This window comes from Empedobacter sp. GD03861 (assembly GCF_029840885.1).
In the GTDB taxonomy this organism is placed as follows: Bacteria; Bacteroidota; Bacteroidia; order Flavobacteriales; family Weeksellaceae; genus Empedobacter; species Empedobacter falsenii_B.
Map to the genome: position 1 here is coordinate 1 of NZ_JAOCDJ010000037.1, position 24,048 is coordinate 24,048.

Annotated in this window: 25 protein-coding genes; 18 read left to right on the plus strand and 7 right to left on the minus strand. The window is 31.4% G+C overall.

The annotated features are described in order from the left end of the window. Positions 1-285 precede the first annotated feature (285 nt). The 6 genes from N5D03_RS12570 to N5D03_RS12595 all read left to right on the plus strand — a co-directional run bounded on the left by N5D03_RS12570 (position 286) and on the right by N5D03_RS12595 (position 5,884). A complete protein-coding gene (locus N5D03_RS12570; protein WP_280036958.1) occupies positions 286-1,668 on the plus strand; it encodes an NAD(P)/FAD-dependent oxidoreductase in 1,383 nt (460 codons plus the stop codon). A gap of 127 nt (positions 1,669-1,795) precedes the next feature. Further along, the gene (locus tag N5D03_RS12575; RefSeq protein WP_280036959.1) at positions 1,796-2,404 is read left to right on the plus strand and encodes a trimeric intracellular cation channel family protein; all 609 of its coding nucleotides are present in this window, start codon (positions 1,796-1,798) and stop codon (positions 2,402-2,404) included. Between the two features lie 38 nt (positions 2,405-2,442). Then, the gene (locus tag N5D03_RS12580; protein WP_125350023.1) at positions 2,443-3,048 is read left to right on the plus strand and encodes a trimeric intracellular cation channel family protein; all 606 of its coding nucleotides are present in this window, start codon (positions 2,443-2,445) and stop codon (positions 3,046-3,048) included. A 2-nt stretch (positions 3,049-3,050) separates the two neighbouring features. Continuing rightward, complete coding sequence (gene hutG / locus N5D03_RS12585) at positions 3,051-3,992, plus strand: formimidoylglutamase (RefSeq protein WP_219035272.1); 942 nt, start codon at positions 3,051-3,053, stop codon at positions 3,990-3,992. Between the two features lie 124 nt (positions 3,993-4,116). Further along, complete coding sequence (locus N5D03_RS12590; protein WP_019975176.1) at positions 4,117-4,983, plus strand: sigma-70 family RNA polymerase sigma factor; 867 nt, start codon at positions 4,117-4,119, stop codon at positions 4,981-4,983. A gap of 55 nt (positions 4,984-5,038) precedes the next feature. Continuing rightward, positions 5,039-5,884 carry a lipocalin family protein gene (locus N5D03_RS12595; RefSeq protein ID WP_219035271.1) on the plus strand — a complete coding sequence of 282 codons (846 nt, stop codon included), beginning with the start codon at positions 5,039-5,041 and terminating at the stop codon, positions 5,882-5,884. 37 nt (positions 5,885-5,921) lie between these two features. Here N5D03_RS12595 and mgtE read toward each other — a convergent pair whose 3' ends face one another. Beyond that, positions 5,922-7,241, minus strand: a complete 1,320-nt coding sequence (mgtE, locus tag N5D03_RS12600) for a magnesium transporter (RefSeq protein ID WP_280051854.1) — start codon at positions 7,239-7,241, stop codon at positions 5,922-5,924. Between the two features lie 96 nt (positions 7,242-7,337). On the opposite strand from mgtE, the gene N5D03_RS12605 reads away from it, so the two are divergent. The 6 genes from N5D03_RS12605 (at position 7,338) to N5D03_RS12630 (ending at position 11,120) form a co-directional block, all read left to right on the plus strand. Next, positions 7,338-7,727, plus strand: a complete 390-nt coding sequence (locus N5D03_RS12605; RefSeq protein WP_280051855.1) for a hypothetical protein — start codon at positions 7,338-7,340, stop codon at positions 7,725-7,727. Between the two features lie 60 nt (positions 7,728-7,787). Then, on the plus strand, positions 7,788-8,375 hold the full coding sequence (locus N5D03_RS12610) for a hypothetical protein (RefSeq protein ID WP_280051856.1): 588 nt from the start codon (positions 7,788-7,790) through the stop codon (positions 8,373-8,375). 84 nt (positions 8,376-8,459) lie between these two features. Further along, positions 8,460-9,107 (plus strand): ribulose-phosphate 3-epimerase, encoded by a 648-nt coding sequence (rpe, locus tag N5D03_RS12615; RefSeq protein WP_280051857.1) that lies wholly within the window; start codon positions 8,460-8,462, stop codon positions 9,105-9,107. A 189-nt stretch (positions 9,108-9,296) separates the two neighbouring features. Next, complete coding sequence (locus N5D03_RS12620; RefSeq protein WP_125350029.1) at positions 9,297-9,797, plus strand: regulatory protein RecX; 501 nt, start codon at positions 9,297-9,299, stop codon at positions 9,795-9,797. A 94-nt stretch (positions 9,798-9,891) separates the two neighbouring features. Continuing rightward, positions 9,892-10,539, plus strand: coding sequence for a hypothetical protein (locus tag N5D03_RS12625; RefSeq protein ID WP_114997823.1), 648 nt, complete (start codon positions 9,892-9,894; stop codon positions 10,537-10,539). A gap of 23 nt (positions 10,540-10,562) precedes the next feature. Beyond that, a complete protein-coding gene (locus N5D03_RS12630; RefSeq protein ID WP_280036968.1) occupies positions 10,563-11,120 on the plus strand; it encodes a hypothetical protein in 558 nt (185 codons plus the stop codon). A gap of 48 nt (positions 11,121-11,168) precedes the next feature. Here N5D03_RS12630 and N5D03_RS12635 read toward each other — a convergent pair whose 3' ends face one another. The 3 genes from N5D03_RS12635 to N5D03_RS12645 form a co-directional block, all read right to left on the minus strand. Further along, positions 11,169-11,801, minus strand: a complete 633-nt coding sequence (locus tag N5D03_RS12635; RefSeq protein WP_280051858.1) for a CatA-like O-acetyltransferase — start codon at positions 11,799-11,801, stop codon at positions 11,169-11,171. A gap of 29 nt (positions 11,802-11,830) precedes the next feature. Beyond that, positions 11,831-12,715: a DMT family transporter gene (locus tag N5D03_RS12640; RefSeq protein ID WP_280051859.1), complete on the minus strand. Its 885-nt coding sequence runs from the start codon at positions 12,713-12,715 to the stop codon at positions 11,831-11,833. Between the two features lie 62 nt (positions 12,716-12,777). After that, complete coding sequence (locus tag N5D03_RS12645) at positions 12,778-14,316, minus strand: serine hydrolase (protein WP_280051860.1); 1,539 nt, start codon at positions 14,314-14,316, stop codon at positions 12,778-12,780. 173 nt (positions 14,317-14,489) lie between these two features. Here N5D03_RS12645 and N5D03_RS12650 point away from each other — a divergent pair, with 173 nt between their 5' ends. Then, positions 14,490-15,482: a 2-hydroxyacid dehydrogenase gene (locus N5D03_RS12650; protein WP_280051861.1), complete on the plus strand. Its 993-nt coding sequence runs from the start codon at positions 14,490-14,492 to the stop codon at positions 15,480-15,482. On the opposite strand, the gene N5D03_RS12655 is transcribed toward N5D03_RS12650, so the two are convergent. From N5D03_RS12655 to N5D03_RS12665, 3 genes are all read right to left on the minus strand, one after another. Beyond that, positions 15,477-15,821: a DUF4260 domain-containing protein gene (locus N5D03_RS12655; protein WP_125350035.1), complete on the minus strand. Its 345-nt coding sequence runs from the start codon at positions 15,819-15,821 to the stop codon at positions 15,477-15,479. The genes N5D03_RS12650 and N5D03_RS12655 overlap by 6 nt on opposite strands. Before the next feature lie 93 nt (positions 15,822-15,914). Next, on the minus strand, positions 15,915-17,711 hold the full coding sequence (lepA, locus tag N5D03_RS12660) for a translation elongation factor 4 (protein WP_038332533.1): 1,797 nt from the start codon (positions 17,709-17,711) through the stop codon (positions 15,915-15,917). 126 nt (positions 17,712-17,837) lie between these two features. Beyond that, positions 17,838-18,128 (minus strand): LuxR C-terminal-related transcriptional regulator, encoded by a 291-nt coding sequence (locus N5D03_RS12665; protein WP_280051862.1) that lies wholly within the window; start codon positions 18,126-18,128, stop codon positions 17,838-17,840. A gap of 263 nt (positions 18,129-18,391) precedes the next feature. Between N5D03_RS12665 and N5D03_RS12670 the strand changes: the two genes are divergently transcribed. The 5 genes from N5D03_RS12670 (at position 18,392) to prfH (ending at position 24,010) form a co-directional block, all read left to right on the plus strand. After that, positions 18,392-18,955 (plus strand): hypothetical protein, encoded by a 564-nt coding sequence (locus N5D03_RS12670; protein ID WP_280049416.1) that lies wholly within the window; start codon positions 18,392-18,394, stop codon positions 18,953-18,955. Further along, positions 18,949-20,871 carry a glycoside hydrolase family 2 protein gene (locus N5D03_RS12675; protein WP_280051863.1) on the plus strand — a complete coding sequence of 641 codons (1,923 nt, stop codon included), beginning with the start codon at positions 18,949-18,951 and terminating at the stop codon, positions 20,869-20,871. Before N5D03_RS12670 ends, N5D03_RS12675 begins: the two co-directional genes overlap by 7 nt. A 357-nt stretch (positions 20,872-21,228) precedes the next feature. Next, positions 21,229-21,990 (plus strand): hypothetical protein, encoded by a 762-nt coding sequence (locus tag N5D03_RS12680; RefSeq protein WP_125350038.1) that lies wholly within the window; start codon positions 21,229-21,231, stop codon positions 21,988-21,990. A gap of 2 nt (positions 21,991-21,992) precedes the next feature. Further along, a complete protein-coding gene (locus N5D03_RS12685) occupies positions 21,993-23,384 on the plus strand; it encodes an RtcB family protein (RefSeq protein WP_125350039.1) in 1,392 nt (463 codons plus the stop codon). A 2-nt stretch (positions 23,385-23,386) separates the two neighbouring features. After that, entirely contained in the window at positions 23,387-24,010 is a 624-nt protein-coding gene (gene prfH, locus N5D03_RS12690; RefSeq protein WP_125350052.1) for a peptide chain release factor H, read from the plus strand. The last annotated feature ends 38 nt before the right edge of the window (positions 24,011-24,048 follow it).

Consider the following 24,048-nt stretch of genomic DNA (forward strand, 5'->3'; position numbering starts at 1 on the left):
AGGGAACGCCATAATAATTACGCTTATCATTATGTTTTATTAATATTTGTCCATCTGCTATAATTTTAGTACATTGAAGAATAATTTAATTTGAATAAAATTTTATTTATTCAGCAAGAGGTTTTCTATCTCTTTATATGTTGTAATCATTAGATTACTCATTCTATTCTGTTTTACACAGTTTTTATAGAAGTTTGTTTCTATATCAGGTCGTTTCAGACATAAAAATCAATTACTATCGAATGATAGTTGAGTAGTTCATATAAGTTTAATTAAAAACAATTCATGAGTTTAAAAGTAGGCATTATCGGGGCTGGACCAAGTGGTTTGGCAATGTTAAGAGCATTTGAGTCAGAAGAAAAGAAAGGTAACAAAATTCCAGAAATTAAATGTTTTGAGAAGCAAGACAACTGGGGAGGAATGTGGAACTACACTTGGCGTACAGGAGTAGGTAAATACGGAGAGCCATTGCATGGCAGTATGTATAAATATTTATGGTCGAATGGACCAAAAGAATGTTTAGAATTTGCAGATTATACATTTTCTGAACACTTTGGGCAAACAATATCTTCTTATCCACCTAGAGAAGTATTATTCGATTATATAGAAGGGAGAATTAAACAAAGTAATGCGCGAAAGTACATTCAGTTTAATACCGTTGCAAGGTGGGTAGATTATGTAGAGGATAAAAAACAGTTTCGCGTTGTTTTTGATGATTTAAAGAAAAATGAAACGTTCGAAGAGTATTTCGATTATTTAATTGTCGGAACTGGGCATTTTTCTACACCAAATATGCCTTATTTTAAAGGTATCGAGAATTATACAGGAAATGTAATGCATGCGCATGATTTCCGTGGAGCTGATCCATTTAGAGGCAAAGAAATTTTATTGATTGGGAGTAGTTATTCGGCAGAGGATATTGCGGTACAATGCTATAAACACGGAACTAAATCGGTCACAATTTCTTATCGTACAAATCCAATTGATTGTAAATGGCCAAATGGAATAGAAGAATTGCCTTTGGTCACACATTTTGAAGATAAGAAAGCATTTTTCAAAGACGGAACATCAAAAGAATTTGATGCAGTGATTATGTGTACAGGTTATCAACACAAATTTCCGTTTTTACCAGATAATTTGCGTCTAAAAACAAAAAATTGTTTGTATCCAGAAGGAATGTATAAAGGTGTAATATCAGATGTTAATGCTCAATTGTTATTTTTGGGAATGCAGGATCAATATTACACATTTAATATGTTTGATGCACAAGCATGGTTTGCACGTGATTATATTTTGGGACGAATTGATTTACCTTCAAAACAGGATATTCAAAAAGATATTCAGAAATGGGTTGATTATGAAAAACAATCGATTTCTGCTGATGATCATGTTGATTTTCAAACTGATTATTTGAAGGATTTAATTCATTTAACTGATTATCCTATGTTCGATTTGGATAAAGTTGCTAATATGTTCAAATCTTGGTTAAAAGATAAAGAAGAAAATATTTTAACTTATCGAGATAAAACCTATACCTCAGTTATGGACGAAACGAAAGCAGAAAAACATCACACACCTTGGATGAAAGAGTTGGATGATAGTTTAGAACGCTATTTGGATGAAGATCCGATTGATGAAAAGCAATTAGAAAAAACAAATTATTATTAATATTAACAAAAAGACTAACAAATGTGTTGGTCTTTTTTTATTTTCGATTGTATATTTAAACATCGTTAAAAAAGAAAAGTGTTTATTTTTGACAGAGCACAACACAATATGATTTAATACAATAGAAATGGAGATTCAATATTTTTTCGAATTATTTGGTACACTTTTTTTTGGAATTTCGGGCGCTTTAGCAGCAGATGAAAAATCTGGTAACGATTGGTTTGGTGTAACCTTTATTGCTTTCCTAACTTCAATTGGAGGTGGTACAATTCGTGATATTTTACTTTCCGTTGAAATTATGTGGATAAAGGATGTTAATCTTATTTATGCAGTAGGGATTGGTGTTATTTTAGCGGCAATTTTCTATGAGCCTCTGTTGAAACTTCGTAAAACATTTATGCTTTTTGATACGTTAGGAATTGCTTTATTTACGATTGTTGGTTTAGAAAAAGCTCTAAATCTTGGAATTCATCCTGTAATTGCACCTGTAATGGGAATGTTTACGGCGGTTTTTGGATCCATTATTCGCGATATGATGTTGAACGAAGTTCCTATTATTTTCAAGAAAGAAATTTATGCGTTTGCATGTCTTTGTGGTGCAGTTATTTATATGATTTTATGGAAATTGGGACTTGATCGTAACATCAATTTCTTTATTTCGGGGGCTGTAATTGTCGCAATTCGTTTGACTGCAATTAAGTATAACTTATCATTACCGAAATTCAAAAGCCATTAATTTATAGATTCGTATCTTAGCGAACTAATTTTTTATAGATGGAAATTCAATACATTTTTGAATTATTTGGGACGGTTGTGTTTGCTATTTCTGGTGCTTTAGCTGGAGATGAAAGACAAAAACATGATTGGTTCGGAATTGCTTGTTTTGCTTTTATAACGGCTGTTGGTGGTGGAACTTTACGCGATCTATTTCTTAACAGTTATCCGTTAGTTTGGATAAATGATATGAATGTCATTTACGCAGTTTTTGCTGGAATTTTGTTGGCAGGATTATTTTTTAAATATTTTTCACGATTAAGAATAACATTAATGCTTTTCGATACATTGGGAATTGCTTTATTTACAATTGTAGGTTTGGAAAAAGCGCATTCTTTGGGCGCAAATGATTTTATTTCTGTGATGATGGGAATGATGACCGCTGTAATGGGAGGAATGTTAAGAGATGTTTTGATGAATAGAACGCCTACAGTTTTTGTGAAAGAAATTTATGCAATGGCATGTGTCGCAGGAGGTGTAATGTATTTAATTTTTGAAAGTTTTGGATTAGATCGTAATATCAATTTTATTGTTTCGGGAGCTATTATTGCCGCAATTCGTATTGTTACTGTAAAATATAATTTGTCGTTACCTAAATTTTATTAATCATGCAAAAAACACCATTTAATCAAGAAAATTGGACAGGAAGAATTGATTCTGAAGATGGAGAATTAGGTTTAAGAATTCATCAAGTAATTTCTGATTATGATAAATTTGAATCATCATCTGTTCAACCAAAAGTACTGTTAGGATTTTGTTCGGAAGAAGGTGTTAAACGGAATAAGGGTAGAATTGGTGCGAAAGATTCACCAGATTTGATTCGAAAAAGTTTGGCGAATTTACCTTTACATTTTTCCGAAACTGATTTTATTTTTGATGCTGGAAATATTCATTGTGATGATAATAATTTAGAATCTGCACGTGAAGAACAAATCAATCAAGTGGATAAAATTATCCAACAAAATCATTTTCCGATTGTAATTGGTGGTGGACACGAAACAGCTTTGGGTGATTTTTTGGCTTTAGCAAAATCATACAAAAATATTGGAATTATCAATCTTGATGCGCATTTTGATTTGAGAACGCCAAATCCGCAATCAACTTCTGGAACGCCTTTTTACGAAATGGCAAAGTATTGCGAAGAAAATGAAATGAAGTTCAATTATATTCCAATCGGTATTCAAGAATTAGGAAATACGAAAGCATTATTTCAACGTGCTGAAAATATAGGAGTTAATTTTATTTTGGCAGATGAAGTGCATTTCAATTTGAATAAAGTATTAGATGATTTGAAAACGATTGTTCAACAATTTGATGTGCTTTATGTTTCGTTGGATATGGATGTTTTTGATGCAGCTTATGCGCCAGGTGTAAGTGCAACGACAATTAATGGTTTGACACCTTTTCAGGTTAAATATATTTTGAAGGTTCTAATGAACTCAAACAAAGTGAAAATATTTGATTTAGTTGAATATAATTCGCTTTTTGATGTTGATAACTCCACAGCGAAACTCTCTGCACAAATGATTTACGAAGTTTTAAGATATTAATTCTGAAATATTTTACAATATTTTGTAACCTTTTTCAGTTATCTGCGTATACATATATAGTGGTGTTGATAAAATGCCAAAAGAAATTGATAATAATCATTAATAATAGGAGGGTTTTAGTTAAATGAGACAGCTTAAAATTACAAAGCAGGTAACAAATCGTGAAACTGCGTCGTTGGATAAATACTTACAAGAGATTGGTAAAGTAGATTTGATTACAGCGGAGGAGGAAGTAGAGTTAGCACAACGTATCAAAGCAGGAGATCGTGTTGCCTTAGAAAAATTAACAAAAGCAAACTTACGTTTCGTGGTATCTGTTGCGAAACAATATCAAAATCAAGGTTTAAGTTTACCAGATTTAATTAATGAAGGAAATTTAGGTTTGATTAAAGCAGCGCAACGTTTTGACGAAACGCGTGGTTTCAAATTTATCTCGTATGCGGTTTGGTGGATTCGTCAATCTATCTTACAAGCATTAGCAGAGCAATCTCGTATTGTACGTTTACCATTAAATAAAATTGGATCGATCAATAAAATTAATAAAGCCTATGCTTTATTAGAACAAGAACATGAGCGTGCCCCATCTGCAGAAGAAATTTCTGAAGTTTTGGATATGTCTGAAGGTGATGTAAAAGAGTCGATGAAAAACTCTGGTCGTCACGTCTCAATGGACGCACCATTAGTAGAAGGAGAAGATTCTAACTTATACGATGTATTAAACATTGGTGAATCTCCATCTCCAGACGTTCAATTGATGATTGAATCTTTACGTGTAGAGATTGAGCGTGCATTACAAACATTAACGCCTCGCGAAGCTGATTTAATTCGTTTATACTTCGGATTAAACGGTCAACATCCAATGACGTTAGAAGAAATTGGAGAAACGTTTGATTTAACAAGAGAACGTGTTCGTCAAATTAAAGAAAAAGCAATTCGTCGTTTAAAACATACTTCAAGATCTAAGATTTTGAAAACGTATATTGGACGATAGAAACATAAGAAAGCAGCTAAATAAGCTGCTTTTTTTATAAATACTAAAACACTTTATGAGAAACTTTATTTTACTATTTACTCTTATACTTTTTTCAACTTATACTTTCGGTCAAAAGAAAGTTGATCAAAATTTAGTTGGATTTTGGTCTTCTTCAATTCCTAAAACAAAAGCTGATCCTATTGATGGAAAATGGTTAATCAACCGTAAAAATGATGGAACATTTATTTTATATTTTGAGTTGTTGAGTGGTCGAGATTCTATTTATGCAAAAGAAACAGGAACTTGGTGGACAGATAATAATCAGTATTTTGAGGAAGGAAATGAATTAAACTTCAATGATATTTATTTGTATAAAATCAATGAAAATAAAATTGAGTATAGATTAGAAAAAGGAAAATTACCAAGAGGTTTTAAAACGACTAAATATTCAGAAGAAAAAAGTAATAATTTGACAGATTATTATGAAGAAAAGTATTCTGTATATAAAGCTAAAACCATGAAAAAAATCTTTGATATGGAAAGCTCTGTAGATGGGTTTGCATATGATCAGACAGATGGTGAAGCAGACGAACGTTTTGTAGGTATTTGGATAGGTTCGGAAAAAGATAATCAAGTGAAAGGATTATCTAAAGAATGGGCAATGACAAGAAATGCAGACGGAACTTTTGTTTTGGATTTTAAAACTAAAATGAAAGGAAGAAAAACAGAAAATTCTATAGAAAAAGGAAAATGGTGGGTAAAAGATAATAAGTTTTACGAATACCACGAAGATTCTGAATCAACAGATGTTTATGAGTTTCAGATTTTAAATGAAAATCAGATAAAGTTTAAAGCATTTAATATGGCTTTTGAACAAGAAAATGAAACGTACGAATTTATTGATACAAGAAAAAAATAAATGAAAAACTCCAACTAAATTTAGTTGGAGTTTTTCGTTATAATAATTTTCCGCTTAGTAAAATTGCAGCAATTGTAAAATAAATAATCAATCCTGAAACGTCAACCAAAGTTGCAACGAAAGGCGAGGATGCTGTTGCGGGATCAAATCCAATTTTTCTCAAAATAAATGGAACTAAAGATCCAGAAAGTGTTCCCCATAAAACAATAACGATTAGAGATAAAGCTACTGTTAAAGCTACATACAGCCAATATTCTCCGTAACTGTAAATTCCAGTTTTTTGCCAAATTAAGATTCTGATAAAACCAACAAATCCAAGAATTGCACCTAAGATTAATCCCGAAGCAAATTCTTTTTTCATTACATACCACCAATCTTTTAATTTCAATTCGCCCAAAGCCATCGCACGAATAATCAGTGAAGCCGCTTGAGAACCAGAATTTCCACCACTCGAAATAATCAATGGAACAAATAATGCCAACACAACTGCTTTTTCGATTTCTTGGTCATAATAACTCATTGCAGAAGCAGTAAACATTTCGCCAATAAATAAGATAACCAGCCAACCTGCACGCTTTTTGATTAACTCCGCAATAGGTGTTTTAGTATACGAAACATCCAATTCTTCCATCCCTCCGAATTTCTGAATATCTTCTGTATCACGCATTTTCATTCGGTCCAAGATGTCGTCGAAGGTTACAATTCCGACCAAAACATCATTTTCTGTCACAATTGGCATCGCAGAACGATCGTATTTATCAAAAACTTCTAAGGCTTCCTCTAAAGGAGTCGTCGTCTTGATTGAAACAAAATTATGATCGATCAAATTTTCTACTTTCGTGTCTTCATCAGCCAAAAGAATTTCACCAATTTTTAAATCATCAATCAATCTATTTTTTCCATCAACAATAAAAATATACGTCAACGTTTCCGCTTTCTTTCCATATTTTTTGATATGCGCCAAAACTTGTTTTACCGTATAATGTTCTTTTACCTGAATATAATTTGGCGTCATCAAACGCGCAATCGAATCTTCTTTGTATCCAATCAAATTCAGTGCTGTAGCGCGTTCTTCAGGATTTAAAAGATTAATGGAATGTTTGATTAATTGATCTGGGAAATTTTCAAAAAGTTCTGTTCGGTCATCAGGATCAAGATTGTTCAAAACCTCGGCTAAATCTTCGTCCGTCAAACTTTTTACAATTTCGTACTGAATATCGGGTTCAAAATAGGAGAATACTTCAACTTTATCATCATTCAAAAGCGAGTAAAAAGCGATGTTTCTTTCTTTTACGTTCAGTGCAGTTAATTGTTCGGCAATATCTGCTGGATGTTGATTAAGCATATTATTTTCCATAAATTTGTTTTTTTATCCCGAGCTGCAAATTAAGTCTTTTTGAGATGAGAAGAAGTATAGATTGGCTACTTTTAAGCTAATTTTAATATAGAAATTATGATGAATAAAACAGATCAAAACCAAATGAAAGAATTTATAAAATCTATGGATGTAGATGAACGATTTGTTGGAATTTGGTCTGGAACCGATCATGGGAAATTTTTTAAAGGTGAAACAAATAGTTGGATGGTCAATAGAAAAGTTGACGGTACAATGACAGTTAACTTTAAGACCATTCACAGTGATGATTGCGTTACATTTTCTGAAGATGAAGGCGTTTGGTGTACTATTGGTGATGAATATTATGAGTTTAGAGATTCTGATGAAATGGCAGATATTTACACTTATATTTTTATGTCAAAAGATTCGATTCATTTTATTATCAACGAAGAATTGAAAGACGAAGAACCTTATAACTTTATTGATAATAGAGTTTTCTTGGATTAAAAATAATTTTACTGAATCATTTTTTCTGTTATATTCGTATTGTATTAATTAACACTGAAAATGAAAAAACTATTATTTACTCTCTTATTATCAACTTCACTATTTGCTCAAGAAAAAGCAACAGATTTGTTTAATGCAAACGTTAGTTTTATTGGAATCGGAATTCAATATGAAAAAGCTTTATCCGAAAATTTTACGGCTGTTGGATCTTTAGATTATTTGGGAGGTTTTAAATACAGTTATAGCGATTTTTATGGGAGTGATTTTGAGTATATTTTGACAACAAATATAGCTTTAGAAGGACGTTATTATTATAATTTTGACCGAAGAATTGGAAAAGGAAAAAATACCAAAAATAATTCTGGTAATTATATTGCTTTAAAAGGAACTTATACACCAGATTGGTTAACAACGTCTAATAGTGATAATTTAGGTGTTAATCCGCAAGGTTCTATTACGTTAAATTACGGATTTAAACGTTCTTTTGCTCAAAACTTTTTTTACGAGTTTTATACAGGATTAGGACTTTCTCTTTATCAAGAAACATATACAAACTATGATTTTGATAATTATACAACATCAGAAGTAAAAAGTACAAATACAGGAGTTGCTTTAGATTTAGGCTTTCGAGTTGGTTATAATTTCTAAAAAATATAAATCGTTGAGTTTTCAACGATTTTTTTATTTCATTACCTTTGTATCACAAAATACAAACAAACAACAAATAAGATTATGCCAATAGTAGCACCATCAATTTTAGCAGCCGATTTCGGGAATTTAGCAAAAGACATCGAAATGGTTAATAATTCTCAAGCCGAATGGTTTCATTTAGATGTAATGGACGGCGTTTTTGTCCCTAATATCTCTTACGGAATGCCAATTATTGAGAAAATAAATTCGTTAACAGATAAAGTTTTGGATGTACATTTAATGATTGTTGATCCAGATCGTTATATTTCAACTTTCAAACAAGTTGGCGCATATATTTTGACTGTTCATTACGAAGCGTGTACACATTTACATCGTACAATTCAGGCTATAAAAGCAGAAGGAATGAAAGCAGGAGTGGCGCTTAATCCGCATACACCAGTATCTGTTTTAGAAGATGTGATTAATGATTTAGATTTGGTGTTAATTATGAGTGTTAATCCAGGTTTTGGAGGTCAAAAATTCATTGAGAATACATACAACAAAGTATCAAAATTAAAAAAAATGATTACAGAAGCTAATGCAAATGTGATCATCGAAATTGATGGAGGAGTTGGAGTACAAAATGCATCAAAATTGGTAGAAGCTGGTGCAGACGCTTTAGTTGCTGGTTCGGCAGTTTTCAACGCAGAAAATCCAACAGCATATATTGCAGAATTACAAAAAGCTTAATAAAAATAGTATCGAGATTTGAGAAATTAGAATTGAGAAATTCATATTTTTCTTTTAACTATTTAAAATAAATAATATAAAAACTGAATCAGAAATGATTCAGTTTTTTTGTTGATTCATCTTAAACTTGTTTTGGTATCTTATAAAGTTAATCAAATAATTCTCTCATTAAAATCTTAACTTTGTTACATGAATTTCTCTAAAGACAACCCAAAAAAGATTTATACGATTGATGAAATCAAAGATAAAATGGCAAAATATTGTCTTTATCAAGATCGTTGTCATTGGGAAGTGGAAAAAAAACTACGCGATTTTGATTTGATTCCAGAAGCGAAAGATGAGATTCTTTTTAAGTTAATTCATTACGGATTCCTGAATGAAGAACGATTTGTTCATAATTTTGTTCGAGGAAAAGTCAATCAAAAAATGTGGGGAAGAAATCGTCTTCGTCAAGAATTAAAAATGCGTCAAATTGACCAAAAATTAATCGAAAAAGCATTTAAAGAAGAAATTGATTTGGATAAATATTGGAATAATTTATTGTATTTAACGCAGAAAAAGTTCAATTTATTAGCTTCTGAGCGCGAATCTTTCAAGAAAATAAACAAAGTAAAAGCATATTTAGCGTACAAAGGCTACGAGTTTGATTTGATGAATGATGCTATAGAAACAGTGAAAACAAAAGAGTAATACAATTCATCCGTAAAATTCGACAATTCGGTTAATAATTTTTAAAATTAAAAAAGACTTCACTTAATTTTATTCCATAATAAATAAACACATTATGGAAAATTTAGTCAAAATCATTATTTACATTCACGCTTTTTTTGGAGGAATTGGTTTAGTTGCTGGTACAGCTGTTATGATTATAAAAAAAGGAAATTCGACACACAAAAAAGTGGGAAAAATATTTTCGATTGGTATGTTAGTCAGTTCTGTTCTTTCGTTAATTATTTGTGCTTTTCCAAATCACCACAATTCTTTTCTTTTAATGATTGGTATTTTCACGATTTATATGATTTTGATTGGAAATAGAATTCTAAATTATAAGCGTAAAAATTATTCTAATAATTTGGATAAAATCATTTCTGGAGCAATGTTTATCACATCTATTGTGATGATTGTTTTTGGATTACTTCCACTTTTCAAAAGCAATGCAATTGGATTATTGTATTTAATTTTTGGGTTTTTAGGAGGATTTATGTCTTATCGAGATTTTGTTTTTTACAAGAATACAGAGAATTATAAAAAATGGACAATGAATCATGTTGGAAAAATGGTTGGTGCTTATATCGCTTCAGTAACAGCGTTTTTGGTTGCAGGCGCTGGATTTGGAGATAATATTTATTTTTGGATTGTGCCTTCAATTATCGGAACGATTTATATTTTTTCTTGGTCAAAAAAACTAAATAAAAAAGTTGCAGTGAATTGATTATCTTTAATTAAAACACTTGTATGAAATATATTTATTCAGTTTTAATTCTTTTGTTTTTCTTTGGTTGTCAAACAAACAAGATTAATTCGATTCCAAAAGAAATCAAAAATAAAAATTTTTATCAAGCATTAGAACAAGCAACTATAATAGCTAAATCAAATCATCTGAATGTCGAAAATATAGGAATTATTTTTACAGAGGATAACTTGTACATTTATATTTCTGAAACAAAAGAAATTAATTTGAATAGTGATTACAAATATTTACAAACTAAAATAAATGGTATAATTTATAAATTAATAGTCAATCAAGATGATAAAATTGTTGAAGGATTTGTAGATATAAATAAAGCAATTAAAGTACCTTTTGAAGAAACTGATATTTTTGAAGATGAAATAAAAGGTTATAAAATTAGATTTCAAAGAGATTTAGAATCTAATCAATTTATTTTGCAAAGATTATCACATTATTACGAGTATGATAAAGATTTTATTTTAGAAGAAGATAAAAAATATTTTCCAAATATTAAGATAATTTTACCTGAACCAATAAATGAACCACAAACAGAATCAGAATAAACCATAAAAAAAACGAATTTCGAAACTCGAAATTCGTTTTTACTATTTCTAATATTTACCTAATTCGTATTCAAATTCTTGCAGATAATTCGCCAAATGAAAACCGTCTACAAAACCATGATTCGCTTCAACCGAAACAGGCATATACATTTTATCATTTTGCGTATACGCTTTTCCAAAAATAATTCGCGGAATAGATTCTCCTGTTCCAAAATTACTTGGTTGCACTAATCCCGTAAATCTCGACCATGGAAACGTAGAATGACGAACCAAACCAATGGTAATTTCTTCATTTTTGATGTGTAAACCAACCGAGTTTTCTACACTTTGTATTTGCTCTTGAAGTTGTGCGTTAAATGCATTAAAATCTTCGGTAAAATTCATCAACGCAAAACCAAAAGTTCCGTCTTTTCTACCAATTGTTGTTCCGCAATCTAAATGATCGTACACAAAAATTTCATCATCTTCGATGCGATATTTAAACTCATTAATCTTATTTTCTGCCAACATCGAGCAATGTAAATAGACTGCGAAAAAAGACAATTTATTTGCTTTGGCAAATTTGTACGCTTTAGAACATTCAACCTCCGCAACAACTCCGACATACGGATTATCCATTTTCGAGAACATATTAAAATGCTCTATACGATTCCAACCTTCAGGATTAAATTTCTGTTTCATTGCTGCAAAGTTAAAAATAGGATTTACAATTACTTCAATCTTTTTTGTTGATATGCATCACCAATTACATTCAGAGTTACGCCTAGAATAATCATAAAAATTCCTAAAGCTAAACTCAGCGAAAAATCTTCACCAAATATCATAACACTTACAGCAACGGCAACCACAGGTTCTGATGCGCCAAGAATAGAAGTGGCTGTAGAACCAATATTTTTGATCGCATAAATCAAAGCGATGCTCGAAATAACTGTCGTTACAAAGGCAAATGTAAAAAAGTTGAAGGTTAATTCTAATGATGGTAAAATGAAAGATTCTTTGTGAAGAATCATTTTTATTGCGTAATAAATCGTTGTAAATAGAAACGAATAAAAGCTTAATGTAAAGCCTTTTATATCTCGTACTTTCGATTTGTTGACTGTCACAATATATAATCCGTACCCCAAAGCACTGATAAATACAATTCCTAATCCGATTGGATTTAGCTCGAATTTTCCTTCTTTGAAACTTAGTAAAATTACACCAGCCAGTACAAAAACAATGGCTACAATAGTTGAAATTGTAATTCTTTCTTTGAAGAAAACAGCCATTATGATGGCAACAATCAACGGATAAACGAATAATAATGTGGAGGCAATTCCAGGAGTTAAATAATCATAACCTAAAAATAAAGCATCCGCTGAGATTCCGTACAATAATCCTAAAATGATTAAAAATGGAATCTGTTTCACATCTATTTTGAATGATTGTTTTTTGATGAATAAATATGTTCCGACAATCAATGCAGAAAAAAAGAATCGATAGAATAATGTGGTATCCATCGAAAAATTTGCTTGTTTTATAGGAAGGATAAATAATGGAATTAATCCATAAGATATGGACGATATTAGCCCATATGCGTAACCTTTGAATTTCATTTTTAATAGAAAAAACGAAGTTCGAATTTCGAACTTCGTAATTGATTAGTATTTATTAAAATTTATTTTCTCGTAAAATCTAAATCTTGGAAATCGTAACTGAAATCTGTTAACGGAGAAATGGCTCTCATTTTGAAACCTGTCATTTTTCCATCTTTCATTTCTGCATAAACAAAAGCGTCTGCATGGAAATAACGATTGTACCATTTTACTGCAAAAGTATTGTCTTTGTAAAATGACATTTCACCAGTTAATTGAGGCGAACGTTTCGATTCAAAAATGATTTTTCCTTTCTTTTCATAAATTACAACATCACCAAACCAATTGTCTTTATACGTTCCGATTACGCTTTTTGAATCAAATTTGATGGCTTTATTTTTTTGATTTGCTTCAACTGTTTTCCAAACTTCATCAGTAATAACATCGGCTTCTTCCACATTTTTCTTCATCATATCATCATACGTTTTTACCCAATCTGTAGATGGATTTTTTAAGTAAAAATCTTTGATTGTATTCGAAATTGCTCGGAAAGCTGCACCCGATTGTTGGTTAGTCAAAATCACAATTCCTAATTTTTCTTGAGGATAAAACATCGTTTGTGTTACAATTCCTTCCAATCCACCAGTATGCGAAACTTCCAATTTTCCGTTCATATCCTGCAATTGCCATCCCAAACCATAGGCTTTGAATAATGAATTATAAGGTGGAGTTGTACGATTTGGTTGTAAAGTTTGTGGCGTTATCATTTCGTTCATTTGTTTTTCCGAAATAATTTGTTTTCCATTCACTTTTCCTTTATCTAAATTGAATTGCAACCATTTTGCAATATCATCTACATTCGAATAAATTCCTGCAGCTGCATCAAAAATGGTGTTCGTATAACGATCAATGACTTGTAATTTTCCGTCAATCGGAACGTGTGGATCAATTGCATTTTTCTTGTCTTTTAGCAAATGCCAATTCGCTGCAGTATTCGTCATTCCAATTGGTTCCAACAATCTTTTTGTTACAAAATCTGTCCAAGACAGCCCCGAAACTCGTTCAATCACAACTCCTGCAATAATGTATAATAAATTATCATAATCATATTTGACACGAAAATCTGAAACTGGTTTTAAATATTGAATATTAGAAATAATATCTTTTGGAGTGAAATTGTGTCCATCAGGCCAAACCATCAAATCTCCAGCACCCAAACCTAATCCACTGCGATGCGTTAATAAATCACGAATTGTGAACTCTTTGGTTACATAATCGTTGTACATCTTAAATTCAGGAATGTGCGTAATCACTTTATCATCCCACTTTATTTTTCCTTCATCAACCAAAATTGCCAAGGCCGCTGCTGTAAAAGCTTTCGAGTTAGAAGCAATTCCAAAATTTGTATTAGACTTAACTTTTTCTCCCGTTTTAAGCGATTTTACACCATAACCTTTCGAATGTACAATTGTTCCATCTTTGATAACCGCAACAGACATTCCAGGAACATCAAAAGTTTTCATGGCATTTTCTGTGACTTGATCAATGGTTTGATTCGAAATATTTTGTCCAAAAGCTGTAAAAGAAGCTAATGTGATTGTTGATAAAAGTATATTTTTCATGTGTGAGTTTGAATTTTCACGAAGTTAGAAATTTTTATTCATCAGCTTATAGCTTTTAGTAAAATATCAAATATAGTAGATGAATTAATTTTGAATGATTTAAAAATTTATAATAATTAAGTATAAACTAATTTACAATTAATTAAAAACGTAAATTAGTTAAAAATAATTTAATGAAAATAGCTTTCTTTTCGTCTAAGCCTTATGACAAAACTTTTTTTGAGGCTGAAAATAAAAATTACGGTTTTGAACTTAATTTTTATGAAACACATTTAGGTCCGCATATCGTAAACGCGATTGAAGATGAGCAGGCAGTTTGTGTGTTTGTGAATGATAAAGTGAATCGCCAAGTTATTGAAATTTTAGCAAAAAAAGGCGTTAAAATTATAGCTTTGAGATGTGCTGGTTTTAACAATGTCGATTTGGAAGCTGCGAAAGAATTTGGAATTAAAGTTTGTCGCGTTCCTGCATATTCTCCTGAGGCTGTGGCAGAACATACAATGGCGATGTTGTTAACATTGAACCGAAAAACGCATAAAGCTTATAATCGCGTTCGTGAACAAAATTTTGCATTGAACGGTTTGCTTGGTTTCAATCTTTTTCAGAAGACAATTGGAATTGTAGGAACAGGAAAAATAGGAAAAGCTTTTATCAATATTGCGAAAGGTTTTGGATGTAAGATTATTGCGTATGATTTGTATCCAGATCAAGAATTGATGAATAATGGCGTGGAATATGTGGAGCTGAATACGTTGTTTAAAAGCTCAGATATTATTTCGTTGCATTGTCCTCTGACGCCAGAAAATCATTACATGATTAATCAAGAAACGATTGCGATGATGAAAGATGGCGTAACGATTATTAATACGAGTAGAGGAGGATTAATTAATACACATGAAGCGATTGAAGCTTTAAAAAATCATAAAATTGGTTATTTGGGAATTGATGTTTATGAACAAGAAGAAAAATTATTCTTCAAAGATTTATCAGCAGAAATTATTCAGGATGACATGATTCAGCGATTGATGAGTTTTCCAAATGTTTTGGTAACTGCGCATCAAGCTTTTTTTACACAAGAAGCGTTGGAACAAATTTCAGAAATTACGATGCGAAGTATTTTAGAAATTTTAGAAAAAGGTTCAACAGATGAGGTTGTGATGTTATAAATTATCTAAATGAGTGGATTTGAAACCATCATATTTTTTGAGACCAAATCCTAAAAAACGATCTAACGCAATATGAGCGAAAAAAATTAATCCAATCATTAAACACCATTCAATGTGTAAAAAATAACCAATGAGAATCAATGAAATTGTCGTAAAATAATTATGAATAAAATTATAAGATATTGCGCCAATCTTATTTCCAAAAAGATAACCTAACATAAAAATATCGGGAGCAAGAAAAAGAATTGCAAACAAAAACCAGGAATAATCAAGTTTATAATAGATGATTAGCGTTACAATTAAAATTGCTAATTGTTCTAATTTTAATAAATTTTTCATAATGTTGATGCTTAATTTATTAGTATAAATATTTTACCAATTGTTACAAAAAAAGCCGTTCATTAGAACGGCTTTTGGTATATAAAAAGAATTTTAATCATTCAATTTCAAAACAGCTAAGAATGCAGATTGGGGAACTTCTACACGTCCAATTTGACGCATTTTCTTCTTACCAGCTTTTTGTTTTTCTAATAACTTACGTTTACGAGAAATATCACCACCATAACATTTTGCAGTAACGTCTTTACGTAATGCTTTGATTGTTTCACGCGCAATAATTTTTGCACCAATCGCGGCTTGAATTGGAATATCAAACTGTTGACGAGGAATTAATTCGCGTAATTTTTCACACATTTTCTTTCCAATATTGTAGGCATTATCAACGTGAATTAAGGCAGATAAAGCATCTACAACTTCACCGTTAATCATGATGTCAACTTTTACCAATTTTGAAGCTTTCATTCCAGAAGGTGCATAATCAAACGATGCATATCCTTTTGAAATAGATTTTAATCGATCATAAAAATCGAAAACAACTTCAGCCAAAGGCATATTGAAAATCATTTCTACTCTATGTTGAGTTAAATAGTTTTGAGATTGTAATTCACCACGTTTCTCAATACATAAACTCATTACAGGACCTACGAATTCAGATTTTGTAATGATTGCTGCTCGAATATATGGTTCTTCAACACGATTTAATCCTGATGGATCTGGTAATTCAGATGGATTATGAACCGGAATCATTTTTTCTGGATCTTTTTCCAAGTACGCTTCATACGAAACGTTAGGAACAGTTGTAATTACCGTCATGTTGAACTCACGTTCTAAACGCTCCTGAATAATTTCTAAGTGTAACATTCCTAAGAATCCACAACGGAAACCGAAACCTAAAGCAGCAGAAGATTCAGCTTCAAAAGTTAATGAAGCATCATTCAAACGTAACTTTTCGATAGAAGCACGCAAATCTTCGTAATCTTCTGTGTCAACCGGATAAATACCAGCGAAAACCATTGGTTTTACTTCCTCGAAACCATCAATAGCTTCGCTTGCAGGATTCTCAACTAATGTAATTGTATCTCCAACTTTTACCTCAGAAGCTTCCTTAATTCCAGAAATAATATAACCTACATCTCCAGTTTTAATGACTTTCTTCTCAACTTGATTCAGTTTTAATGTTCCAATTTCATCGGCACCATATTTTTTGTTGGTAGCCATGAATTTTACTTGATCTCCTTTTTTGATTTCTCCATTTACCACTTTGTAAAAAGCTTCAATTCCTCGGAAAGGATTATAAACAGAGTCAAAAATCAAGGCTTGTAACGGTGCATCTGGATCACCAACTGGTGCAGGAACTTTCTCGATAATTGTGTGTAACAATTCTAACACACCTTCACCTGTTTTTCCACTTACACGCAAAACATCTTCGGGATCACAACCAATCAAATCAACAATATCGTCTGTTACTTCTTCTGGATTTGCAGAAGGTAAATCGATTTTGTTCAAAACTGGAATGATTTCCAAATCATTTTCTAAAGCCAAATAAAGGTTAGAAATGGTTTGTGCTTGTATACTTTGTGCAGCATCTACAATTAACAAAGCTCCTTCACAAGCGGCAATCGAACGAGAAACCTCGTAAGAAAAATCCACGTGACCAGGAGTGTCAATTAAATTTAAAATATATTTTTCACCATCTTTTTCATATTCCATTTGGATGGCGTGCGATTTAATTGTGATTCCGCGTTCGCGTTCCAAATCCATATCGTCTAAAGTTTGATTTTGTAACTCACGATCAGAAATCGTGTTTGTTACTTGCAATAAACGATCGGCCAAGGTACTTTTACCATGGTCAATATGGGCGATAATACAGAAATTACGGATATTTTTCATATTCTATTTGTCGAATAGGCAAAAATAATCTTTTCCGTGCAGACTGCAAGTATTTTGAAAAATATTATGAATTATATTTTAATAAATTAACGAGAGTTGAAGTGTGTTTTTTACTAAAAAATAAATCTAGGCAATTATCCGATGAAAAAAAGTATATAATTCATCTTCTTTTACGAGACCAAATTTTTGCTTCAAACGATACTTTGTCATTCGTACACTTTTTGGTTCAATATTAAGAAGAGTCGCAATTTGTTTGGTGTCTAAACCAAGATAGATATACGAACAATATTTCAAATCAAGAGGAGTTAGCTTTTGTTTAGAATGCTCGTTTAGCGTTTTGAAAAAGTTTGGATGTAATTCTTGAATTCTAAATTTAGCACTTTCAAAATCATTATCCATTAAATTTTCTTCTCGCATAACTTGTTTTAAATTGATAGAAGAATCATTTCCATTTTTTTGTAGTTTCCGCTTGATCTTGATTGTACAAATCGGTTGAATAATCAGTTGCTTTTTTCTGAAATTCAAATATAGCCGAGTCAACCTAAGTTTAGCATATTCATTATTCCCATAATTAACGAAGCCTATATTATGTATTCAACAAAAGAAATTGTTTTTAATAATCTCTTTTGTGTTTATATGAATTTTAAACCTAATTTTATCCTTATGAAAATCAGCACAAAATGAGGAGATTACTATTTTTTGTTATTACTTTTTTTACATTTATTCAACTTTCTGCTCAATCGACTCGAAATTTGAATTTAGAGAATTGGACCTTTCAACAAAAAGGAGATTCAAAATGGCTGAAAGCTGAGATTCCTGGTTCTGTTCATACCGATTTGATGTTAAATAATATTATTCCAAATCCTTACAAAGACGTTAATGATGCAAAAGTGCAATGGGTAGAAAACGAAGATTGGAACTACAAAACTTCTTTTGATTTGACTGAAGCCGAACGAAAAGCGCAAAATATTCAGTTAAAATTTAATGGATTGGATACATATGCAAAAGTTTTTCTGAACGGAAAATTAATTCTGGATGCGAATAATATGTTTCGAATTTGGGAAGTTTCGGTCAAAGATTTACTGAAAGATAAAAATAATTTGCTCGAAATACAATTCAAATCGTCGCCTAATGAAGGAAAACGATTAGCAAATCTTCTTCCATATAAATACCAGAAGGTGAGCGTGTTTTTACTCGAAAAGCGCAATATCAGTATGGTTGGGATTGGGGACCAAGATTGGTAACGGTTGCGATTTATAAACCAATTGAACTTATTTCTTGGAATAATTTAAAACTGAATGACTTGTCTTATGAAATTGTCAAATTGGATAAAAATCAAGCGAAAGTAAAGTTTAAATTTATTATCCAATCGGAACAAAATACAGCTGTAGAAATTAATTTTAATCAGAAAATAATCACTCAAAAATTAACCAAAGGAATTAATCATTTTTCGATTGATGAAACGATTCACAATCCAAAATTATGGTGGCCAAATGGAATGGGCGAACAGTATTTATACGATTATCAATTCAAAATTAAACAAGGGAATGAACAGATATTTAAGTATTTAAAATTTGGTTTACGTACGATAGAATTGGTAAAAGAAAAAGACGAAGTTGGCTCTAGGTTTTATTTTAAAGTGAATAGGGTTCCAACTTATATGAAAGGTGCAAATTATATTCCGCAAGATAATTTTGTTTCACGAGTTTCAAAAAATGATTATGAAAAGTTGATAAATAGTTCGGTTGAAGCCAATATGAATATGATTCGTATTTGGGGTGGTGGAATTTATGAGGACGATTATTTTTATGAATTATGCGACGAAAAAGGTTTGTTGGTTTGGCAAGATTTTATGTACGCTTGTGCTTTTTATCCTGGCGATCAAGATTTTCTTCACAATGTAAAACAAGAAACAATTGATCAAGTGAATCGCCTAAAAAATCATACTTCTATTGCGCTTTGGTGTGGAAATAATGAAATTGATGAAGCGTGGAAAAATTGGGGATATCAGAAACAAATGGGCTGGTCGAAACAAGATTCGTTGAGTATTTGGAAAGATTATCAAACGACTTTTCATTATATTATTCCGAATGTTTTAGATTCGATTTTACCAAAATCAGAGAATCGCTATTGGCCGTCTTCACCTTCGGTTGGTTGGGGAAGAAAAGAAAGTTTGACGCAAGGAGATTCGCATTATTGGGGCGTTTGGTGGGGAATGGAACCGTTTGAAACGTATGAAAAAAAAGTTCCACGTTTTGCTTCTGAATATGGTTTTCAAGGAATGCCAACGTTGAAAACGGTGAAATCAATGTTTTCTGAAAAAGATACATTGAGTAAAAATTCTGCAATAATTTTAGCGCATCAAAAACATCCAAAAGGTTGGGAAACAATCAACGAATATATGCAGCGAGATTATGTTGTTCCGACCGATTTTGTGCAGTATAACTACGTTTCTCAATTGTTACAAGCACGCGGAATTCAGTTGGCAATTGAAGCACATCGACGTGCAAAACCTTATAATATGGGAAGTTTGTATTGGCAATTGAATGACGTTTGGCCAGTAACTTCGTGGTCGTCTTTGGATAAATTAGGAAATTGGAAAGCGTTACATTATCAAGTGAAAAGAAGTTTCGAAAATGTGCTAATTTCAGTAGAAAAAGAAGAAAATGTGTACAAAATTTATATCGTAAATGACTTATTGAAAGATTTGAAAGGAAAAGTAAAATTTTCTATAATCGATTTTAATGGAAATAAACGTTGGACTAACGATAAAGATGTAATTATTTCATCAAATTCTTCAACCAAGATAATGGAATTAACTGATGAAATTTTGAAAGGAACTTCTTCAACTAAAGCTTTTCTTCGAATTGAATTTGAATCAAATGGAGAAAAGTATTCGAGAAATTATTTCTTCGAAAAACCGAAAGATTTAGCTTTAACAAAATCAACAATTAAAATCAAAAAGATCAGTCATAACCAATTCGAAATTTCGACAAATGTTTTGGCAAAAGATGTTTATTTACTTGATGAAAATAATCAATTTGATGATAATTTTTTTGATTTAATTCCGAATGAATCTCGTATTATTAGTGGAAAAAACACAATTCAGAATCTAAAAATTTATTCGTTGTATGATACAATGAATGTTAAAAATCAATAATATTTTTCTCCCTATTTTTAGTGAAATTTCACAAAGGATTTGGAAATGTGAATTTTATTGACTTAAATTTGCACTGATAAAAATCATAACGTATAACAATTTAATAACGAAGAAATAAAATGTTCAAAGAAACGACATATCAGTTTTTAGCTATTGCAACAGATTTTGCAATGAGCATTCTTCGTGCTTATAAATCGTAAATAATTTACTTATTATATCAAAAGCCCGGAGGATTCTTCGGGCTTTTTCTTTTATTATTCCATTCTAGATTCAGAATAACTTCTAAAAACTTCCGAAGAAGAAATAGTTAGCGCTAATTATTTCAAAATAATTATTTGCAATTAAATAATCCATTTTATGGAAGATTCAATTTTCTTTTCTACTCAATTACGAACAAAAAGAGCGAGGAAAAGAAGTGTAAAAACAACGAAAGAAAAAAATGTAAGAGAGAAATATAAACGTCAAAAAGAAATTTTTAAAGAACAAAAAGAAATTCCGCTTGTTCTTTTAAAAGAGCCGTGTCAAAAAGGTTTTGAGCGATATTTTGTATTGAGAGAAGATATTAAAAAAGAAAATGAGATTGAGTTTTTTACTCAAATTCTAAAGAAAATAAATACTTCTCAATATGCAGAAACGCGAAAGTTTGTAAAAAAACGAAAACGAAACGGAAAGCGAATTTATGTTCAGAGAATTCAAGAGTTGAAACAATTGCAACCTTACGAATATTCAGGTCCGTATTCAATTTTGAATGATGAAGAACGTCTATATTTTGTGTGTATTCAGGTGTATGATCCCAAGACAAAACGTTTCAAAGGAATTTATGAATTTCTACAACCGTGGCGTTTTCGATTGATTATAAAACCAAATATGATTACGTATTACAAACCGCTTGATATTGATTTGAAGCGCGAAGAAGCGCAAATCGATCATTTTTTTGACAAGTATAAAAATCAAGGAATCCTTTTAAAGAAAATAGTTGGAGGAGGGTATTCGTATGAACGAAAACCAAAATTTAAAAATCCTTTTACAAAAAGGAAATTTTTTAATAATAAAAATTTAGCGATTGAAATCGCTGAAATGCTGATGGAAAAAGAACATCAGTTATCTAAAAGATATTAATCATGGGAAATAAAATCTCTGGAAAGGACTTTATAAAAATAGGCTTTCCAAAAAATAATTCGATCAATATTGCAATTGGGCAAATTCATCGATACAGAAAAAAAGAAAAGAAACAAACGATTATTAACGAAGCAAAAGAAGTTTTACTTGAGCCAGAAAAATACATCGGTCACGGAATTTGGGGAAAAGTTGCGGAAGGATTAATAAAACCAGTTGAGGTTAGATTACAAGAATTAAAAACAACGCGTTCACCTTTTTCGATTTTTGGAGAAAATGAAATTGACGAGCAAGCAAAATTTCAATTATATGATGCATTGAAATTGCCAATTTCGGTAAAAGGAGCTTTGATGCCAGATGCGCATTCGGGGTATGGATTGCCAATCGGAGGTGTCTTAGCGACGGATAATGCGGTGATTCCTTATGGAGTTGGTGTGGATATTGGTTGTAGAATGAGTCTTTCGGTTTACGATTTGCCAGCTAGTTTTTTGAAAGGAAAATCGCATAAATTGATTCAGATTTTGCAAGATCATACCAAATTCGGAATGTATGAAACGCATAAACTAAAAGCGGATCATGAAATTTTTGAACGTTCTATTTTTGATGAAATTCCAATCTTGAAAAGTTTAAAAACAAAAGCTTATCAACAATTAGGAACTTCTGGTGGAGGGAATCATTTTGTTGAATTTGGGATTGTGAAATTAGATGAGGTAAAACCTGAATGGAACTTGATTCCAGGAGAATATTTGGCTGTTTTATCGCATAGTGGTTCGCGTGGTTTGGGTGCAAATATTGCAAAACATTATACGTATTTGGCGACGAAACAATGTCCACTTCCGAAGCAAGTTCAGCATTTGGCTTGGTTAGATTTGGACACGTACGATGGCCAAGAATATTGGGCAGCGATGAATTTGGCTGGCGAATATGCCAAGGCTTGTCACGATGATATTCACCGAAGAATTGCGAAAGCTTTGGGAAAACGTATCGTTTTTAACATCGAAAATCATCACAATTTTGCGTGGAAAGAAATGGTTGAAGGAACGGAACGAATTGTTCATCGTAAAGGAGCGACGCCAGCTGGAAAAGGAATTTTAGGAATTATTCCAGGTTCGATGACCGCGAACGGTTACATTGTTGAAGGTTTGGGAAATGAATTGAGTATTAATTCGGCTTCGCATGGTGCGGGACGAAAAATGTCGCGTGCGAAATGTAAATCAACAATTACTAAAAGTTTTATGAATTCACAATTGAAAGATGCAGGAATTGAGCTGATTGGCGGAAGTGTAGATGAAGCACCTTTGGCATATAAAAACATAAAAACGGTGATGAATTTACAGACTGAATTAGTGAAAGTGTTGGGAACTTTTACACCGAAAATTGTACGAATGGATAAATAATGATGAGGAAAAAAATTATTCAACTTACATCGGGTAGAGGACCAGCGGAATGCAATTTTGTGGTGACTAATGTTTTTAAAAAGTTTTCGGAAGCGTGCACAAAATCTGAAATTAAGTTTGACATAATTGAAAGAGAAATGGATAAAGATTTTCATCAACTTTCATCTGTGATTATAGAACTTGAAGGAAATGATTTAAACACGTTTTTAAAAACTTGGCTTGGAGCAATTTTATGGATTGGTAAAAGTCCATACCGAAAATTTCATCAACGAAAAAATTGGTTTATTGGTTGTTTTGAATTAGAAATTCCGAAAGAAAATTCAATCAATCCGAATGAAATTATATACCAAACAATGCGAAGCTCTGGAAATGGTGGACAAAATGTAAACAAAGTAAATTCGGCTGTTCGTGCGATACATCAACCAAGTGGAATTTCAGTTGTTTCGATGGATTCGCGTTCACAACATCAGAACAAAAAAATTGCAACAACTCGTTTGTTATTGAAATTACAAGGATTTGAAACCAATAAATTGAAGGACTTGGTTCAAAAAAAATGGAATAATCAAACGTCTATTGCAAGAGGAAATCCTGTGAAAATATTCAGAGGAGATAAATTTAGTGAATAAAAAAAAGCCGCTCAATGAGCGGCTTTTAGTTTATTTCT

Bases quoted from the DNA above. Each gene is read 5' to 3' on its own strand.
- N5D03_RS12685 (WP_125350039.1), top strand. From the start codon at position 21,993: ATGGGAAATAAAATCTCTGGAAAGGACTTTATAAAAATAGGCTTTCCA.
- N5D03_RS12640 (WP_280051859.1), bottom strand. From the start codon at position 12,715: ATGAAATTCAAAGGTTACGCATATGGGCTAATATCGTCCATATCTTAT.
- N5D03_RS12645 (WP_280051860.1), bottom strand. From the start codon at position 14,316: ATGAAAAATATACTTTTATCAACAATCACATTAGCTTCTTTTACAGCT.
- N5D03_RS12635 (WP_280051858.1), bottom strand. From the start codon at position 11,801: ATGAAACAGAAATTTAATCCTGAAGGTTGGAATCGTATAGAGCATTTT.
- N5D03_RS12620 (WP_125350029.1), top strand. From the start codon at position 9,297: ATGAATTTCTCTAAAGACAACCCAAAAAAGATTTATACGATTGATGAA.
- lepA (WP_038332533.1), bottom strand. From the start codon at position 17,711: ATGAAAAATATCCGTAATTTCTGTATTATCGCCCATATTGACCATGGT.
- N5D03_RS12575 (WP_280036959.1), top strand. From the start codon at position 1,796: ATGGAGATTCAATATTTTTTCGAATTATTTGGTACACTTTTTTTTGGA.
- N5D03_RS12580 (WP_125350023.1), top strand. From the start codon at position 2,443: ATGGAAATTCAATACATTTTTGAATTATTTGGGACGGTTGTGTTTGCT.
- N5D03_RS12590 (WP_019975176.1), top strand. From the start codon at position 4,117: ATGAGACAGCTTAAAATTACAAAGCAGGTAACAAATCGTGAAACTGCG.
- prfH (WP_125350052.1), top strand. From the start codon at position 23,387: ATGAGGAAAAAAATTATTCAACTTACATCGGGTAGAGGACCAGCGGAA.
- N5D03_RS12570 (WP_280036958.1), top strand. From the start codon at position 286: ATGAGTTTAAAAGTAGGCATTATCGGGGCTGGACCAAGTGGTTTGGCA.
- N5D03_RS12665 (WP_280051862.1), bottom strand. From the start codon at position 18,128: ATGCGAGAAGAAAATTTAATGGATAATGATTTTGAAAGTGCTAAATTT.
- rpe (WP_280051857.1), top strand. From the start codon at position 8,460: ATGCCAATAGTAGCACCATCAATTTTAGCAGCCGATTTCGGGAATTTA.
- N5D03_RS12605 (WP_280051855.1), top strand. From the start codon at position 7,338: ATGATGAATAAAACAGATCAAAACCAAATGAAAGAATTTATAAAATCT.
- N5D03_RS12680 (WP_125350038.1), top strand. From the start codon at position 21,229: ATGGAAGATTCAATTTTCTTTTCTACTCAATTACGAACAAAAAGAGCG.
- hutG (WP_219035272.1), top strand. From the start codon at position 3,051: ATGCAAAAAACACCATTTAATCAAGAAAATTGGACAGGAAGAATTGAT.
- N5D03_RS12625 (WP_114997823.1), top strand. From the start codon at position 9,892: ATGGAAAATTTAGTCAAAATCATTATTTACATTCACGCTTTTTTTGGA.
- N5D03_RS12670 (WP_280049416.1), top strand. From the start codon at position 18,392: ATGAGGAGATTACTATTTTTTGTTATTACTTTTTTTACATTTATTCAA.
- N5D03_RS12595 (WP_219035271.1), top strand. From the start codon at position 5,039: ATGAGAAACTTTATTTTACTATTTACTCTTATACTTTTTTCAACTTAT.
- N5D03_RS12630 (WP_280036968.1), top strand. From the start codon at position 10,563: ATGAAATATATTTATTCAGTTTTAATTCTTTTGTTTTTCTTTGGTTGT.
- N5D03_RS12655 (WP_125350035.1), bottom strand. From the start codon at position 15,821: ATGAAAAATTTATTAAAATTAGAACAATTAGCAATTTTAATTGTAACG.
- N5D03_RS12650 (WP_280051861.1), top strand. From the start codon at position 14,490: ATGAAAATAGCTTTCTTTTCGTCTAAGCCTTATGACAAAACTTTTTTT.
- mgtE (WP_280051854.1), bottom strand. From the start codon at position 7,241: ATGGAAAATAATATGCTTAATCAACATCCAGCAGATATTGCCGAACAA.
- N5D03_RS12610 (WP_280051856.1), top strand. From the start codon at position 7,788: ATGAAAAAACTATTATTTACTCTCTTATTATCAACTTCACTATTTGCT.